The organism is Spirosoma endophyticum (assembly GCF_900112365.1).
GTDB lineage: Bacteria > Bacteroidota > Bacteroidia > Cytophagales > Spirosomataceae > Spirosoma > Spirosoma endophyticum.
Genome location: NZ_FOLQ01000024.1, coordinates 25,938 through 41,538, shown reverse-complemented (window position 1 = coordinate 41,538; position 15,601 = coordinate 25,938). Strand labels below are relative to the sequence as shown.

The window sequence follows — 15,601 nt, the reverse complement described above, 5'->3', positions numbered from 1 at the left end:
AAACTCAGAATCCTGATTGTATCCTCCAGCTACGAGGTATGTAATCAGGATTCTGAGTTTATGACACAGCGTATGTAATCGCGCAATCGGTTTGGAAATCAGCATTCCGGCACAATTCCTTATCTTGCCGACTGTTTTTCCATGCGTGTATGATCCCGACCCCTATTCGCGAGATTGCCAAACTAATTGACCATGCGCTGTTGCATCCAACGCTAACGGATGCCGAACTTCGTGCAGGTTGCGAACTGGCTCTGGCCTACAACGTAGCATCGGTTTGCATCAAACCCTATGCCGTTTCGATGGCGTCCGAACGCTTATCTGAATCTGACGTATTAGTTGGTACGGTCATTGGTTTCCCACATGGTTCAAACTCAATAAGCCTTAAAGTAGCCGAAACTATTCAGGCTTGCCGCGATGGAGCTGTCGAGATTGATATGGTTGTCAATATTGGCAAGGTACTGAGCGAAGACTGGGCATACATGAAGGCCGAAATCCAGGCTGTTCACGAAACGTGCCGGGCGCATAGAGCCACCCTGAAAGTAATTTTCGAGACTGATTTCCTGCCTACCGATTCACTCAAAATCCGGCTCTGTGAAATTTGCACAGATGTCGGTGTCGAGTTTGTTAAGACCTCAACGGGTTTTGGCTTTGTGAAAGGGGCGGATGGTAAATATGATTACGTTGGGGCTACCGAACATGACTTACAGTTAATGCGTAAACACGTAGGGCCAATGGTTAAGATCAAGGCGTCGGGCGGCATTCGCACCCTCATTGAACTGCTACGGGTAAAAGACATGGGCGTTACTCGGGTTGGTACATCATCCACAGCTTCCATTATCACCGAGGCTTACAAACGATTTGGCTACACTACGTCACCCTTGCTAAAGGCAAATCAGAGCGAATCCAAAGGATATTGACGAGATTATTATTCTCCATTTATAATTATTCATTAGTATAAAAAATGCTCAATCTCGGCTTTGTATCGGCTATCCTGGCTGATTATGACCTGAATGGGGTCTTAAATTTTGCGTCTGAACACAAATTCAAGTGTGTTGAACTGATGTGCTGGCCAAGCGGAAACGCCGATGCCCGTCGGTATGCAGGCGTAACCCACCTGGACGTTGACAACCTGAATGTTGAACAGATTCACACGCTGACGCGACTCTACCATGTGTCGATTTCGGGGCTGGGTTATTATCCGAATCCTCTTGATCCGAACCCGGAACAGGCCGAATTTTACCGCGAACATATCAAGAAACTCATTCGGGCAGCCGCGAAACTGGGCGTCCCTGTTGTCAATACGTTCATCGGTCGGAACCCATCTCTGAGTATCGCCGACAACCTGAAACAATACGCCGAACACTGGCCCGCTATTGTGAAAGTGGCCGAGGAGTGTAACGTAAAGATTGGCATCGAAAACTGTCCCATGTGGTTTACAAACGACGAGTGGCCGGGCGGTAAAAATCTGGCTACTACGCCCGCCATCTGGGACCGGATGTTCGACATTATTCCGTCGCGGGCGTTGGGTCTAAATTACGATCCCAGCCACCTCATCTGGCAGATAATGGACGAAGTAAAGCCCATCTACGACTATCGCGACCGACTGCATCACATTCACCTGAAAGACGTTAAGCTCTATCGCGATAAGTTGAACCGTGTGGGAATCATGGCGAATCCATTGGAATACCATTCCCCCAAACTTCCGGGCTTGGGCGATGTTCGCTGGCGGGAGTTTTTTGCCGCTCTGACCGATGTTCGTTACCGGGGTCCTGTTTGCATTGAAGTCGAAGACAAAGCGTATGAAGGTAGTCCCGACGATGTCCAAACGGCCATTCTGACCGCCCGGAATTACTTGAGCCAGTTTCTGGTGTTGTAACCTATTCAATCTTTTTTCGTATATTCATCAAAAAACACAACTATGGTCGTGACTGCCCCTCTTGCAGAACAGATTACCGAACGGCTGAAAAATGAAGAAGTGGTCTTTATTACCGCTTCGCTGGATGAATACTGGAACGTACTGGATGAATTGGGCGAAGAACCATTTCCGGTAGAGTACGACATCGAGTATCTAAACGGGCAGATACGAGCACAGATTGGCATGGCAAGCGACAGACACGAGACAATTGTAGCGAATGTTATAAGTACACTACGAGCAGTATTCTACGACCTACCGAACACCCGCATAATGGGCAGCAATAAATTGGTATACGTACCAGCCTGCGAATTAGCCTCAAGCCCGATGTGCTGGTCATGAGCGAAGAGAGTCAACTCTTACCCCGTAAGGGTCAGGAGTCAGGCATTACAAACCCATATCTGCTGGTTGAAGTCCATTCCGACTCAACGTATCGGGAAGATATGCACGTTAAGCTACGCTGCTACAAACAACTCGAATCTGTACAGTATATAATTTACATTGAACAAGGCGTACATTTTGTTTCGATTTATACCAAACAACAGGATAGCCGCCACTGGCTCAATGAAGACTATGATACGCTCGACATGGCGGTCAGCATCGGCGAGTTTACCATTTCAATGAAGGATATATACCACAAAGTGGTTATGGATACCCGTGCTACAAACGCTTAACGAACTCGACACCAATCTTTTCCTGTGGCTCAACGGTCGCTACACGCCCTGGCTCGATCCAATCATGATTGGGATCACGGAACGTAACACCTGGATACCATTTTACGCGCTGCTGGTTGTATGGTTAATTTATACGTATCGCCGACAAGCTGCCGGCCTTATACTCACCATCATTGCGGCTGTAGCTGTTGGTGACCAACTTTCTTCATCTGTCTTTAAACCCCTCACCCACCGGCTACGGCCCTGTCATACAGCGGCTATTCAAAAAGTAATGCATCCAGTTATGGAATGTGGCGGTCAATATGGATTTGTATCATCGCACGCAGCTACTACGTTTGCGCTGGCAACCACCCTATGGCTATTACTTGGCAAGCGGCACCCCTGGCTAAAATGGGGATTTTTGTGGGCGGCTGTTGTATCGTACAGCCGGATTTACGTAGCTGCCCATTACCCACTCGACGTACTGGCCGGAACGGGTGTTGGGGTCATATCAAGTATTCTTTGCGTAGCTGTTTATCAAAAAATCAGGCTACGTTCGTCTGTTTCGAGTGAACATTAAGCGCGCTCGTGTGCGAAACATTGACGAATAGGCAGCAAACTGCTCATTTTTTCCGTACCTTTGCGGAAAATTTGTGCGGCACTCATGGCATCGTTTAACCCGGTTAAGATTTTTTCTGGCAGTCAATCTACATACCTGGCCGAAAAAATTGCCCATTACTACGGAAAAGACTTAGGCGGATACACCTGCCGACGGTTTAGTGATGGGGAGATGTCGCCGAGTTTTGAGGAATCGGTTCGGGGTTGCGATGTATTTTTGATTCAATCGACGCCCCCTCCGGGTGATAATCTGCTGGAACTATTACTGATGGTGGATGCCGCTCGCCGAGCGTCAGCGCACTACGTTACAGTCGTCATTCCATATTTTGGATACGCCCGTCAGGATCGAAAAGACAAGCCGCGCGTGTCGATTGCCGCGAAGCTGGTCGCCAACATGCTGGCCGCATCTGGTGTAGACAGACTGATGACGATTGACCTTCATGCGGGACAAATTCAGGGATTTTTCGACTTCCCGGTAGATCATCTGGAAGGAACATCGGTTTTCGTACCGTACATTAAAAGTCTGAACCTGGAAAATCTGGTAGTTGCCTCGCCGGACGTGGGTGGTGCCAACCGGGCCCGAACGTTCGCGAAGCATTTCAACGCCGACATTGTACTCTGCGACAAACACCGCAAACGGGCCAATGAGATTGCGTCGATGCAGGTTATTGGCGACGTTGAAGGGGCTAACGTAGTACTGGTGGACGATTTGATCGACACGGGTGGTACGATGGCCAAAGCCGCCCAGATTATTCTGGACAAAGGTGCTTTATCCGTTCGGGCTGTATGCACACACCCAATCATGTCGGGAAAGGCGCATGAAAACATTGCCAATTCGGTGTTGGATGAGCTGGTTGTGGCCGATACACTACCGCTAAAGCAACCCAACGATAAAATTAGAGTGTTGTCGGTGGCAGAGTTATTTGCCAAAGCCATTGGCCGCATTCGTGATCATGAATCTATTAGTTCTCTGTTTATAAAACAATTGTAGTACCGGGCGTCCATGTCCGGGTATCATTCATCTTTTTCGGCTGACTATGGACAGTTGGCAAAACATAACATGAAAAAAATCGAGATTGTAGGGTATCAACGAGCGAATCTCGGCCGCACGGAATCCCAAGCGATTCGGGCCGAGGGTAATGTTCCGTGCGTATTGTACGGTGGTCAGGAACAAGTGCATTTCTATGCGCCCGCGATCCTGTTCCGCGACTTACTATATACACCCAATATTTTTGAAGTGGCCCTGAATATTGAGGGTGCTGAATACCGGGCTGTTCTTCAGGAAGCTCAATTCCACCCAGTAAGTGACGTCCTGTTGCACGCTGACTTTCTGCTGATTACGGATAAAAAGCCTATCAAAATTGCGGTTCCGGTTCGTTTGCTCGGAACGGCTCCTGGCGTACAAAAAGGCGGCAAGCTGGTAACGCGCGTTCGGAAGCTGCGGGTGAAAGGCACCGTTGAAAACATCCCTGATTTTATTGATATTGACGTATCAAATCTTGACCTGGGCAAATCGGTTCGCGTTGGTCAGATTCAGGTCAAAAACATCGAGCTACTCGAAGCCGCTTCGAACCCAGTAGCCAGCATCGAAATACCACGTGCACTACGTGGTAAATAATAAAGGTGTTCTGAACGCCATTTAGTAAGCTAATAGACCATAAAAATACCCCGCTAAACTCTTGGCGGGGTATTTTTATGGCTACGCCGTATGGACATCAGATACGAAGCCTCACAACTGTATGCGCCGTAGCCGCAGGCTATTACTGACTACCGACACCGAACTAAGTGCCATAGCGGCTCCGGCGATCATTGGATTAAGTAAGAAACCAAAGGCAGGATACAGTACGCCAGCAGCCAGAGGAATACCAATTAAGTTGTAGATAAACGCCCAGAACAAATTCTGGCGTATAACCCGAACTGTTTGCCTTGACAATTGAAGCGCTTTGGGTACGCTGTTGAGATCGGACGTAATGAGCGTCATTCGGGCTACGTCCATAGCAATGTCGGAGCCTTTCCCCATAGCGATACTCAGGTCAGCCTGCGCCAGTGCCTGTGAGTCGTTAATACCGTCGCCAACCATGGCTACAATCTTCCCGTTGGCCTGCAATTCTTTCACGAAATCAGCTTTATCAGCCGGCATCGCTTCGGCCTGATAGGTATTCAACCCAACCTGGCTGGCTACGGCTGCAGCCGTTTGGGCATTGTCGCCTGTGAGCATGTAAACGTCGATGCCACGCTTTTGCAGTGTCTCAATCGCCTGTTTTGAACCAGCTTTGATCGGGTCGGCAATGGCAATTATAGCCAGAACGTCACCCGTTTGATCTAATTTCCGACGGGCAAAAAATACAACTGTTTTCGCTTCGCTTTGCCATTGAGCCCCTAATTCATCCAGCTCGGCCGGCAGTGGAATTTGATGGTCAATGAGTAAGTTTCGGTTTCCAGCGTAATACGTTCCAGTCTCATAATTGGCAGTAATCCCTCTGCCTGTTATACTGTTAAATGCACCCAGACGAAGTGATTGGCTACCAGCAATATACCTCGTTACAGCTTCAGCCAGTGGATGTTCCGACTGGGCTTCCATTGTATAGAGTATCGATTGCAATTGAGCTTTCTCATCACCAGGTATAGTCCAGCTCAAGTCTGTCACAGCGGGTTTCCCCTGGGTGATTGTTCCAGTTTTATCCAGCACAACTGCATTCACTTTGTGAGCGATCTCAAGCCCTTCAGCATCTTTAATCAGGATATTATTCTCCGCTCCTTTTCCCACACCAACCATAATGGCCGTTGGCGTTGCTAATCCAAGGGCACAGGGGCAGGCAATGACCAGCACCGTTACCGACGTCATCAGAGCTGTCGTAAACGGATCGGAACCCGGCATCAGATACGCCCCGAATAGTAGCCAGACAACGAATGTTAACAAGGCAATTCCCAGCACTACGGGTACGAAGACACCCGCAATCCGGTCGACCAGTTGTTGCACCGGGGCTTTACTACCCTGTGCTTCCTGCACAGTACGAATGATTTGGGCCAGCAACGTATCAGCACCTACCTTTTCGGCCCGAAACCGAAAGCTTCCTTTCTGATTAATCGTCCCGGCGAAAACGGTTGTGCCAGCCAGTTTTTCAACCGGAACCGGCTCTCCGCTGATCATACTCTCGTCTACGAACGACTGCCCGGATTCCAGCCGTCCGTCAACCGGAATTTTCTCACCGGGACGTACCAGCAACAAATTTCCGACCTGCACCGACGCGATAGGAATCTCACGCTCCGCAGTTCCCTCAACGAGATGAACCGTTTTGGGTTGCAGACCCATCAGCTTCTTGATAGCCGACGATGTGTTCGACTTAGCCCGTTCTTCCAGCAGTTTACCGAGTAAAATGAAGGTGATAACCACCGAAGCCGCTTCAAAATAGACGTGCGGGTGCAGCCCTCGCTGGTGCCAAAAGGCAGGATAAAGCGTGTTGAAGGCGCTGAACAGAAACGCAATGCCGGTGCTCAATGCCACCAGCGTGTCCATGTTGGCTTGTCTGTGGACCGCCTGTTTCCAGGCATTGATATAGAACGACCGACCCAGCCCAAACACAACCGGAGCCGATAGCCCCATCATGATCCAGTTCGCATAGGGAAGATCCATCAGGAACATACCAATAATAACAACCGGTAATGACAGGATCGAGGCCCATATGGTCCGTTGCCTGATCGATTCACTACGTTGCAACTGGGCTTCCTCCTGCACCGCTTGTGGGTCTTCGACGTCAACAACAATGTCGTACCCGGCCGAGCGGACAGCGTGTTGAAGGTCAATCGGCGTTACTACTTTTGGGTCAAACTGCACCCAGGCCGATTGATTGGCATAATTCACGCCCGCGTCAATAACGCCCGGTGTGTGTTTCAACGTGGATTCGACACTGACGGCACAAGCCGCACAGGACATCTCCAGTACGGGATATGTTTTCCGAATCTCCGATGTAGCCCCACCCTTCGCAGTTTTGCTGGGGCGATCTACCGGAACAGGATCAATTGTGCTCGTAGTCATGTCGTCTCCTTAGTTTAGTGGTTCCGCTTTATAACCGGCTTTTTCGATGGCCTGTCTGACAACGGCGGCACTGCTGGAATCTACGGTCAGTATTTTACCGGGGTCCTGAATATCAACCTGCCAGTGGCCTTCGCCAATAGCTTCGTTCAGAAATGGCGTTACGGTGGCGATACAGGCACCACATTTTATATTGGTTTTGAATTTTAGCGTTTCCATTGATTATGACTATTTATTAATTCACTACAAATGTCGTCAGCTAGCCCCTGTCTACGCTTACAGAATTACCGATGAACGTAACAGAATTGTGCGACAACTTTTTAGGACTTTCGCTCAGAGCCGTGCCGCCGGACCGTGGTTTAATAAGCGAAAATCAGGAACTGTGGCACGGCTCCAGACGAAAGTCCTGATTTCTTATAGTGGCGATCTGGATTCTTCGGGATACCCGCCCGATGCCAACAAGCCGGCAGGCACCGTTAATGCTCCTGTTTGTGGATCTATCAGGCCGTTGCGTTCGTCTTCGATATTAGTCGCCTGCGTATAAACGTCCCCCGCAATCGACCGTTTCCGCATTTCCTGTTTAAAAAGCCGGATACGTTCGGCGCGATCTTCGGATTCCTGGGGACCACCATAGTTGGCAAAGCCAAAACCGCCCCACTCACTAACGATCAGCGGAACCTGTCGGCGATAGAAAAATGGATCGCCCACCACGAGCGGAAACGCGGCTACAGCCTCCAGATCACCCGCCACCAACCGATCAAGTAGCGATTGCCAATGCGCCAGATCCGGCGTATATAAATGGGCCGTCAACAAATCCGACTTGAGTCGACCTTCATAGGAAACATGTTGCCAGCCATCATTATCCACGACCAGAAACTGTGGATAAGCCAGCTGCATAAAGTGATACATATTCATGACGTACTCACGGGTTTCGGGATTCGTCGCGATATCCTGCGCTCCCCAGTCTTCGTTGTAAAGACTCCAGATAATGACGGATGGATGTGTGCCAATCAGCGCCAGCATACGTAGTAATTCGGCCTGGTGATTCCGGCGACTTTTGGGGGTAGAGCTATGCGGACTGGGCACTTCGACCCAAAGCAGCAGCCCTAATTTATCCGCCAGATTATAGATACGGGGATCAATACCGGCAATATGAACACGGACCAAATTGCAGCCCAATTCTTTCATGGCCTGCATATGGCTCTTCATCTCTTCGTAAGTTGCCGTGCCTGGCTGATATAAGATGCCATCCAGATAAACGGGCTTATTATTGAGGTAAACGAATCGGCCCCTCGCTTCAATCTTACGCAGTCCGAACTGGGTTTCAATCTGCGCGATGTGCCCTTCGGCATCAATAAGTTGAGCAACGAGCCGATACCGAACCGGCGTTTCGGGCGACCACAGCTCTGTACCCGGCGCTTCAAGCGAGACACGCTGTTGCTTCTGCCCAGCTTCCAGACGTAGCGGAAAATCGGAGGTGGCTAGCGGTGGCGTCGACTCCGTTGCTTTTCGATCAAACACCTGAAGCCGCAGCACGTAGTTGCCAGGATCGTGAATGCGCGTGGTTAAGGTAAACCGCAGCAGGTGATCTTCAATCGTACTGGCAACACCCACCCGTGATCGTAACCGATTCCGTTCCACCGTTTCGAGCCAGACCGAGCGCACCGCACCCGTGTAGGTTTGGTACCAAATGCCACCCCGTTTGTAGACGTGAGACTCCTGTTTTCCGCGTGGCGTTTCGGCGTCCATGGTATCGGCGATGCGTACCGTCAGCCGATTAACCGGGCGAAGGTACTCATCGGTCAGTTCGTAGGAAAAAGACGTGTATTCACCGAAATGTACGTCTTCACCCTCAATCGTACTGAGTGGGTGACCATTTAGCCATACGCGGGTTTCGTAACCACAGGCACCAAATGTGAGCTGGATAATCGATCGGCTAAGGGGTTCACTACGTTCCGGAAGGTCAAATTCCCGCTCATACCAGGCAATTACTTTATCCTGCCAGATTACCGGATTGATTTCTCCCCTGGCTTTAGCCATGTGCGCTTCGATAGAACCGGGCCACTGGGCAGTTCCTTCGTATTGGTGCCCCAGATACCATCGCTCGTGTAGACCCGAATCGGTGGCATCAAGGGAAAATTGCCATTCGCCGTCGAGCAGCCAGTGCTGATTTGGGCGTAAAACGGCTCTGGGTAAGGGATTAATGAGTTCTTCGAGGGCAGCCGTTTCCTCTTTGCTGCTTGAAAAGCCAAAATTTGATTGTATTTCAGACATAACGCTTGAGACAGGTAATAGCTAAAAAATCAGTGGTACATCTAGTATACCCAATACACGTAGTAACTGTTAAATAGGGCACTTTAGTCATTGCCGCTACGTGCATATTACGTACAAAAGCAGTTTGAGCGATTTAACTCTCTTTTAACCACAGATTAAGCCCGATTTAAGTTGTGAGCAACACTTTTGTCTACTTAAAAATACGTGCGCCGTCGTCGGTATGAATAAATTCATTAAGAGTATCTTATCGTTCTCCCTCAAGAACAAATTTTTCATCTTTTTCCTTACAGCTTTATCGGTCGTAGCGGGTGTTATCAGTTATCAGAACACACCCATCGAAGCGTTTCCTGACGTCACCAATACGCAGATTACGCTCATTACGCAATGGCCCGGTCGATCGGCAGAGGAGATTGAAAAGTTCGTGACCATACCCATCGAGATTGGCCTCAATCCGGTTCAGAAGCGTACAGACATTCGTTCAACATCCATTTTTGGCCTGTCGGTCGTGAAGGTTTTGTTTGATGATGGTGTCGACGACATATTTGCCCGCCAGCAGGTCAACAATCTGCTCAACGGCGTCGAATTACCCGAGGGCATCCGGCCTGACGTTCAGCCACCGTATGGTCCTACGGGCGAGATTTTTCGGTATACGCTTCAATCGCCAACCCGCACGGCCCGCGAGTTAAAAACGTTACAAGACTGGGTTATTGACCGCCAGCTCAAGAGCGTATCGGGGGTGGCCGATGTCGTTAGTTTCGGGGGCGAGGTCAAAACCTACGAGATTTCGGTTGATCCCCGTCGGCTCATCGACTATAATATTACCCCTTTACAGTTGTATCAGGCAGTAGCCAGTTCCAATGTGAACGTGGGGGGTGATGTGATTGAAAAAAATTCCGAATCCTACGTGGTGCGGGGTATTGGGTTACTACGTAATCAGCAGGACATTCAGAACATAATCATCAAAAACATCAAGGGAACGCCCATCACGGTGCACAATGTCGCGCAGGTGTCCGAATCGGCACTGCCCCGGCTTGGTCAGGCAGGTCGCAACAAGGAGGACGATGTGGTGGAGTGTATTGTGATCATGCGGAAAGGCGAGAATCCCAGCGAGGTAATCGAACGGGTGAAGGCCAAAATCAATGAGCTGAATACAAGCATTTTACCGAGTGATGTAGAGATCAATACGTTCTACAATCGCGAAACGCTCATTAATTTTTCCACGCATACGGTTACGCATAACCTTATCGAAGGGATCGTATTTGTAACCGTGATTGTCTTTCTGTTCATGGCTGACTGGCGCACCACCGTTACGGTGTCTATCGTTATTCCGCTGGCCTTGTTGTTCGCGTTTATTTGCCTAAGGCTCAAAGGCATGTCGGCCAATCTGCTGTCGATGGGTGCCATTGACTTTGGTATTATCGTTGACGGTGCGGTTGTGATGGTGGAGGGCATTTTCGTAACCCTCGACGAAATGGCTCATCAGCAGGGTATGACGAAGTTCAACAAGTTAGCCAAGTTAGGAATTCTGCGTAAGACAGGTACCGAAATGGGTAAGGCGATTTTCTTCTCCAAACTCATCATCATTACGTGTCTGGTACCGATTTTCTCATTCCAGAAAGTGGAAGGAAAGATGTTTTCGCCACTAGCCTGGACCCTCGGCTTCGCGCTGCTCGGTGCGCTGATTTTCACCCTGACCCTCGTGCCGGTATTAGCCAGCATTCTGCTTAAAAAGAACGTTCGGGAAAAGCATAACCCGTTTGTGAACGTAGTGACCAAGTATGCGACAAATACGTTTAATTTCACTTACGCACACAAAAAGATGAGTCTGGTCTTTACGGCTGTGCTGGTGGCCGTTGGCTTGTCGGGCTTTACCTTGCTGGGCACCGAGTTCCTGCCTGAATTAAACGAGGGTTCCATTTACGTAAGGGCCACTATGCCCATGAGTATCTCGCTACCCGAATCGGTGAAGCAAACCGTGCAGATGCGCCATATTTTTGAGGAATTTCCGGAAGTGAAAGGTGTTATTTCACAAACCGGCCGACCAAACGACGGAACTGACCCTACTGGCTTTTACAACATTGAGTTCCTGGTTGACATCTATCCGCAGGATGAATGGAAAAGCCACTCGACAAAAGAAGAATTAGTGGAGAAAATGCAGGAGAAACTCCAAATCTTTCCAGGCGTAAACTTCGGCTTCTCGCAACCCATAATGGACAACGTAGAGGAGGCTGTGTCGGGCGTGAAAGGCTCTATTGCCGTTAAAATTTATGGGCCTGATCAGACTATTCTGGAGGGTAAAGCGGGCGAGATTCAAAAACAACTGGCCACTGTTCAGGGTATTGAGGATTTGGGCGTGATTCGCACGACCGGCCAGCCCGAGATGCGTATTGAACTCGACGATCGAAAGTTAGCGCTCTACGGCATCAACAAAAACGATGCGGAAGCCGTGATCGAGATGGCCATTGGCGGTAAAGCTGCCACCCAAATCTATGAAGGTGAGCGTAAATTTGACCTGCGCATTCGCTACGATCGACCGTTTCGCTCCAGCGAGCAGCAGATCAGCCAGTTGATGGTTCCTACCGAAGCGGGCACCATGATTCCAATTAAAGAAATCGCCCGCGTATATACCCAAACGGGACCCGTTCTAATCTTCCGGGAAGCCAGTCAACGATATGGGGCCGTTAAGTTTTCGGTCCGGGGACGCGACATGGGTAGCGCCGTTGCCGAAGCCCAGCAGAAAGTGCAGGCAAACGTTAAACTACCGTCGGGTTATACGGTGAAATGGGCGGGCGATTTCGAGAATCAGCAACGAGCCACCGCCCGCCTGGTGCAGGTAGTTCCAATAAGTTTACTGGCCATATTTTTCATTCTTTTTGTGTTGTTTGGGAATGTAAAAGATGCCGGGCTGGTGCTGTTCAACGTACCGTTTGCCATTATCGGAGGCATTGCCGCGCTGCTCATCACGCATGTCAATTTCAGTATTTCGGCAGGTATCGGCTTCATTGCTCTGTTTGGCATCTGTATTCAAAACGGTGTAATTTTGATCTCGGTTTTCAAGAAAAATCTGCGGAGTGGCATACCACTCAATGAATCCATCCGAGAGGGCGTTATCTCCAGGATCAGGCCGGTGGTGATGACAGCCATGATGGCGGGTATAGGCCTGATTCCGGCAGCTGTCTCGCACGGAATTGGCTCTGAAACAGCTAAGCCACTAGCCATCGTAGTGATTGGTGGACTGATCACGGCTACGTTACTTACCCTGTTCGTTTTCCCACTCATTTTCTATGTTTTTTACAAACAAAAGTTCAGTGAGATCTAATAAACAGGCTTTTTTGATACGTTAGATAATTTTAGCTTTTTAATACCGTTATATTAAAAAGATTTGCAACATTTGCATTATCAAACAAGAGCTACGTTTTTTCGTTTGTTCTTGAGAAGAAATTGCTAGTTTAGCATAACGATCCTTTACAAAGGGAAGGTTGAACATCAAGATTAGGTGACCGCCCGGTTGCCGGTCTTGAAATGGTGTGGATAGAAGCGGAAAGCCGCCCCGATTTTCGGAGCGGCTTTTTTGTTTTTATTGCTTTGAAGCGGCCAATTCTTGGTTTAACTTACTTTTAATGCTGTTTTCAAGTCTTTTTAATATGCCTGCCCGACCTTCATCGAACCGAAGGAATATGTATTCAATTTGCCCGGTTTTATAAGACCCGCCGGAGTACATAGCAGCCTCTGTAAACTAATAATTCATTCTATAGTTTTTAAATTAGACAAGAGCTATGTATGTTGCCGATATGAAGATTCTGGTGGTAGAAGATGAGCCAAAATTGGCCTCGTTTGTTAGGAAAGGTTTGGAGGAACAATCCTGTGAAGTGGATGTAGCTTTCGACGGACAAGTTGGCCGTACTATGGCCCTTAATAATCTTTATGACGTGATTATTATGGACATAAATCTGCCTAAAATGAACGGCTTTGATGTTGTTCAATCCATTCGGCAGGAGAAAAACCGAACACCTGTACTGATGCTGACAGCCATGGGCTCCGTGGATGATAAACTCACGGGATTTGAAGCCGGAGCAGATGATTATCTAGTCAAGCCATTTGAGTTCAGGGAGTTAATGGCCCGGCTGCGCGCGCTCACTAAAAGGAGTAGTGAAGCCGGTATGCAGGCGAACGTATTGAAAGTAGCTGATCTCGAACTAGACCTTAACGAAAAGATAGCGCGCAGGGGTGACAAACGAATTGAGTTAACAGCCAAAGAGTTTGGCCTGCTGGAATACTTTATGCGCAATAGAGGTCGTGTCGTGTCGCGGGTAGATATTGCCGAAAAAGTCTGGGATATTCATTTCGACACAGGCACCAACGTTATTGATGTATATGTCAATTTTCTGCGAAAGAAAATTGACAAAGATTTTCCTCAGAAACTCATTCATACTGTCATTGGAATGGGCTATATGCTGAAGGAAGAATAACCAGTGATTGTCAGTCGGTAGTCGTCAGTGGCTGACGCGAAAGAACTGTTTTCACGCCAGCCACTGACGACTACCGATAAACGCCTACGTATGAATATTCGCACCCGCCTGACGCTGCTGTTTGTGCTTCTGGTTGCCTCAATCATGCTGCTCTTTACCGTTACGGTATATTACCTCTATGAGCAATTCAGGCAGCAGGAGTTTGAGCAACGTCTGGAAGACAAAGCCTTCACTACGGTCCGGCTCCGCGAAGATGTAGGTGTAGTACCTCAGGCAGACTTACCCGTAATTGTCGATGAGCAGGTCACTATCTACAACAATCGGGGTGTAGTGATTTACAATCAGAATCGCGAAAAAAAGCCGTCTCCTTTCCGGATACCTCCTGATTTCTTACGTAAAATTACCCTTCGTCAGCCACAATACATTCGATCCGGCGACATAGAAGCGGTTGGGGTTCTGCACCTTAATTCACGGGGTGAGTCATTATTTATTATCGCGTCGGGCAATGACCGATACGGATTCAGTAAACTGGTTCGTTTGCGCGAGATCTTATTTTCCAGTTGGCTGCTGAGCCTGATTATCGTTGGTATTGCGGGTTATCTTTTTGCTACGGATGCCCTTAGACCTGTGGCTGAACTCATTGCCCAGGTAAATTCTATCTCAGCGACAAATATTCATGAGCGACTGCGGGTAGGTCGACAACGGGATGAACTCGCCGATCTGGCCCGTACTTTTAACGCGCTACTTACCCGACTCGAAGAAGCATTTGTATTGCAGAAGAGTTTTGTTTCCCATGCATCGCACGAATTACGTACACCACTCACTGTAATGATGGGTCAAATTGAAGTAACCCGCTTACTGGCTCGATCAAACGACGAATACGAAGTATCGCTGGATGGACTACTCGACGAAGTCAAAAGCATGATTCGGCTCGTGAACGGTCTGCTTGAATTGGCTCGTGCCAGTTCCGACGTAGCAACCGTTCATTATCAGCCGGTTCGAATCGACGAGCTATTATGGCAGGCCCAAAGTCAACTTATCCAGAAAAAACCTGAATACCAGATTGACATTGATTTTGACAATCTACCGCATCACGAAGAGGAACTAGTCATTGTGGGAGAAGAGTCGCTGCTCCAGACCGCTTTTCAGAATCTTATGGAAAACGGATGTAAGTACTCAGCCGATGGGCGCGTATTGGTGCTTATTTCATTTGAGCGTGGCCAAGTGCAACTTACGTTCAGTGACCACGGCTACGGAATTCCAGCGACCGATCTGCCGCATATTTTCGAGCCTTTCTATCGCTCGGAGACAACCATGACTATAAAGGGTCATGGCATTGGCCTCACCCTGACCCAGCGGATCATTGAATTGCACAAAGGGCAGATTACCGTTGAGTCTGTTGTTGGCAAAGGCACTACGTTCCGAATAACGCTACCTATCCCTTATCGCTCCTCAGATGATTTGAACGCTGAGTACAATACGAAAAAATCAGACCTTAAAACAGATGCGGGTTTCTAATCATACATTCCCACCTGGTAGCATTAAGCAGTGGACTTCATTGCATTCTTAATTAGGTTGCAGTGATGTGATGATGGTGAAGGATGAACAGAAAGGCGATTCTTTCAAGAACTCCATATATAAA

The 15,601-nt window shown here is 48.7% G+C and carries 13 protein-coding genes; 10 read left to right on the top strand and 3 right to left on the bottom strand.

The genetic code is table 11. From position 1 onward, the window contains the following. Positions 1 to 149: 149 nt before the first annotated feature. The 7 genes from deoC (at position 150) to BM202_RS31060 (ending at position 4,801) form a co-directional block, all read left to right on the top strand. Positions 150 to 917: a deoxyribose-phosphate aldolase gene (gene deoC, locus BM202_RS31085; RefSeq protein WP_093833589.1), complete on the top strand. Its 768-nt coding sequence runs from the start codon at positions 150 to 152 to the stop codon at positions 915 to 917. A 44-nt stretch (positions 918 to 961) separates the two neighbouring features. Beyond that, positions 962 to 1,876, top strand: coding sequence for a sugar phosphate isomerase/epimerase family protein (locus BM202_RS31080; RefSeq protein WP_093833587.1), 915 nt, complete (start codon positions 962 to 964; stop codon positions 1,874 to 1,876). A 42-nt stretch (positions 1,877 to 1,918) separates the two neighbouring features. Further along, positions 1,919 to 2,254, top strand: a complete 336-nt coding sequence (locus BM202_RS38475; protein WP_245776861.1) for a hypothetical protein — start codon at positions 1,919 to 1,921, stop codon at positions 2,252 to 2,254. Next, complete coding sequence (locus BM202_RS38470) at positions 2,251 to 2,586, top strand: PDDEXK family nuclease (protein ID WP_245776860.1); 336 nt, start codon at positions 2,251 to 2,253, stop codon at positions 2,584 to 2,586. Before BM202_RS38475 ends, BM202_RS38470 begins: the two co-directional genes overlap by 4 nt. Continuing rightward, positions 2,570 to 3,145: a phosphatase PAP2 family protein gene (locus tag BM202_RS31070; RefSeq protein ID WP_093833585.1), complete on the top strand. Its 576-nt coding sequence runs from the start codon at positions 2,570 to 2,572 to the stop codon at positions 3,143 to 3,145. Before BM202_RS38470 ends, BM202_RS31070 begins: the two co-directional genes overlap by 17 nt. Positions 3,146 to 3,229: 84 nt before the next feature. Beyond that, positions 3,230 to 4,174: a ribose-phosphate pyrophosphokinase gene (locus tag BM202_RS31065; RefSeq protein ID WP_093833583.1), complete on the top strand. Its 945-nt coding sequence runs from the start codon at positions 3,230 to 3,232 to the stop codon at positions 4,172 to 4,174. 69 nt (positions 4,175 to 4,243) lie between these two features. Next, complete coding sequence (locus BM202_RS31060) at positions 4,244 to 4,801, top strand: 50S ribosomal protein L25/general stress protein Ctc (RefSeq protein WP_093833648.1); 558 nt, start codon at positions 4,244 to 4,246, stop codon at positions 4,799 to 4,801. A gap of 111 nt (positions 4,802 to 4,912) precedes the next feature. On the opposite strand, the gene BM202_RS31055 is transcribed toward BM202_RS31060, so the two are convergent. The 3 genes from BM202_RS31055 to BM202_RS31045 form a co-directional block, all read right to left on the bottom strand. After that, entirely contained in the window at positions 4,913 to 7,219 is a 2,307-nt protein-coding gene (locus BM202_RS31055) for a heavy metal translocating P-type ATPase (RefSeq protein ID WP_093833581.1), read from the bottom strand. Positions 7,220 to 7,228: 9 nt separating this feature from the next. Continuing rightward, positions 7,229 to 7,435: a heavy-metal-associated domain-containing protein gene (locus tag BM202_RS31050; RefSeq protein ID WP_093833579.1), complete on the bottom strand. Its 207-nt coding sequence runs from the start codon at positions 7,433 to 7,435 to the stop codon at positions 7,229 to 7,231. Positions 7,436 to 7,630: 195 nt separating this feature from the next. Beyond that, on the bottom strand, positions 7,631 to 9,490 hold the full coding sequence (locus BM202_RS31045) for a glycoside hydrolase family 2 protein (RefSeq protein WP_093833577.1): 1,860 nt from the start codon (positions 9,488 to 9,490) through the stop codon (positions 7,631 to 7,633). A 220-nt stretch (positions 9,491 to 9,710) separates the two neighbouring features. Here BM202_RS31045 and BM202_RS31040 point away from each other — a divergent pair, with 220 nt between their 5' ends. The 3 genes from BM202_RS31040 (at position 9,711) to BM202_RS31030 (ending at position 15,477) form a co-directional block, all read left to right on the top strand. Then, the gene (locus tag BM202_RS31040) at positions 9,711 to 12,809 is read left to right on the top strand and encodes an efflux RND transporter permease subunit (protein WP_093833575.1); all 3,099 of its coding nucleotides are present in this window, start codon (positions 9,711 to 9,713) and stop codon (positions 12,807 to 12,809) included. 472 nt (positions 12,810 to 13,281) lie between these two features. Then, entirely contained in the window at positions 13,282 to 13,959 is a 678-nt protein-coding gene (locus tag BM202_RS31035; RefSeq protein WP_177236753.1) for a response regulator, read from the top strand. 90 nt (positions 13,960 to 14,049) lie between these two features. Next, positions 14,050 to 15,477, top strand: coding sequence for a sensor histidine kinase (locus BM202_RS31030; RefSeq protein WP_093833646.1), 1,428 nt, complete (start codon positions 14,050 to 14,052; stop codon positions 15,475 to 15,477). The last annotated feature ends 124 nt before the right edge of the window (positions 15,478 to 15,601 follow it).

What these genes read in the sequence shown, in the direction of transcription:
- BM202_RS31040 (WP_093833575.1), top strand. Translation starts at nt 9,711, where the DNA reads ATGAATAAATTCATTAAGAGTATCTTATCGTTCTCCCTCAAGAACAAA.
- BM202_RS31080 (WP_093833587.1), top strand. Translation starts at nt 962, where the DNA reads ATGCTCAATCTCGGCTTTGTATCGGCTATCCTGGCTGATTATGACCTG.
- deoC (WP_093833589.1), top strand. Translation starts at nt 150, where the DNA reads ATGATCCCGACCCCTATTCGCGAGATTGCCAAACTAATTGACCATGCG.
- BM202_RS31030 (WP_093833646.1), top strand. Translation starts at nt 14,050, where the DNA reads ATGAATATTCGCACCCGCCTGACGCTGCTGTTTGTGCTTCTGGTTGCC.
- BM202_RS38470 (WP_245776860.1), top strand. Translation starts at nt 2,251, where the DNA reads ATGAGCGAAGAGAGTCAACTCTTACCCCGTAAGGGTCAGGAGTCAGGC.
- BM202_RS31050 (WP_093833579.1), bottom strand. Translation starts at nt 7,435, where the DNA reads ATGGAAACGCTAAAATTCAAAACCAATATAAAATGTGGTGCCTGTATC.
- BM202_RS31035 (WP_177236753.1), top strand. Translation starts at nt 13,282, where the DNA reads ATGAAGATTCTGGTGGTAGAAGATGAGCCAAAATTGGCCTCGTTTGTT.
- BM202_RS31060 (WP_093833648.1), top strand. Translation starts at nt 4,244, where the DNA reads ATGAAAAAAATCGAGATTGTAGGGTATCAACGAGCGAATCTCGGCCGC.
- BM202_RS31055 (WP_093833581.1), bottom strand. Translation starts at nt 7,219, where the DNA reads ATGACTACGAGCACAATTGATCCTGTTCCGGTAGATCGCCCCAGCAAA.
- BM202_RS38475 (WP_245776861.1), top strand. Translation starts at nt 1,919, where the DNA reads ATGGTCGTGACTGCCCCTCTTGCAGAACAGATTACCGAACGGCTGAAA.
- BM202_RS31045 (WP_093833577.1), bottom strand. Translation starts at nt 9,490, where the DNA reads ATGTCTGAAATACAATCAAATTTTGGCTTTTCAAGCAGCAAAGAGGAA.
- BM202_RS31065 (WP_093833583.1), top strand. Translation starts at nt 3,230, where the DNA reads ATGGCATCGTTTAACCCGGTTAAGATTTTTTCTGGCAGTCAATCTACA.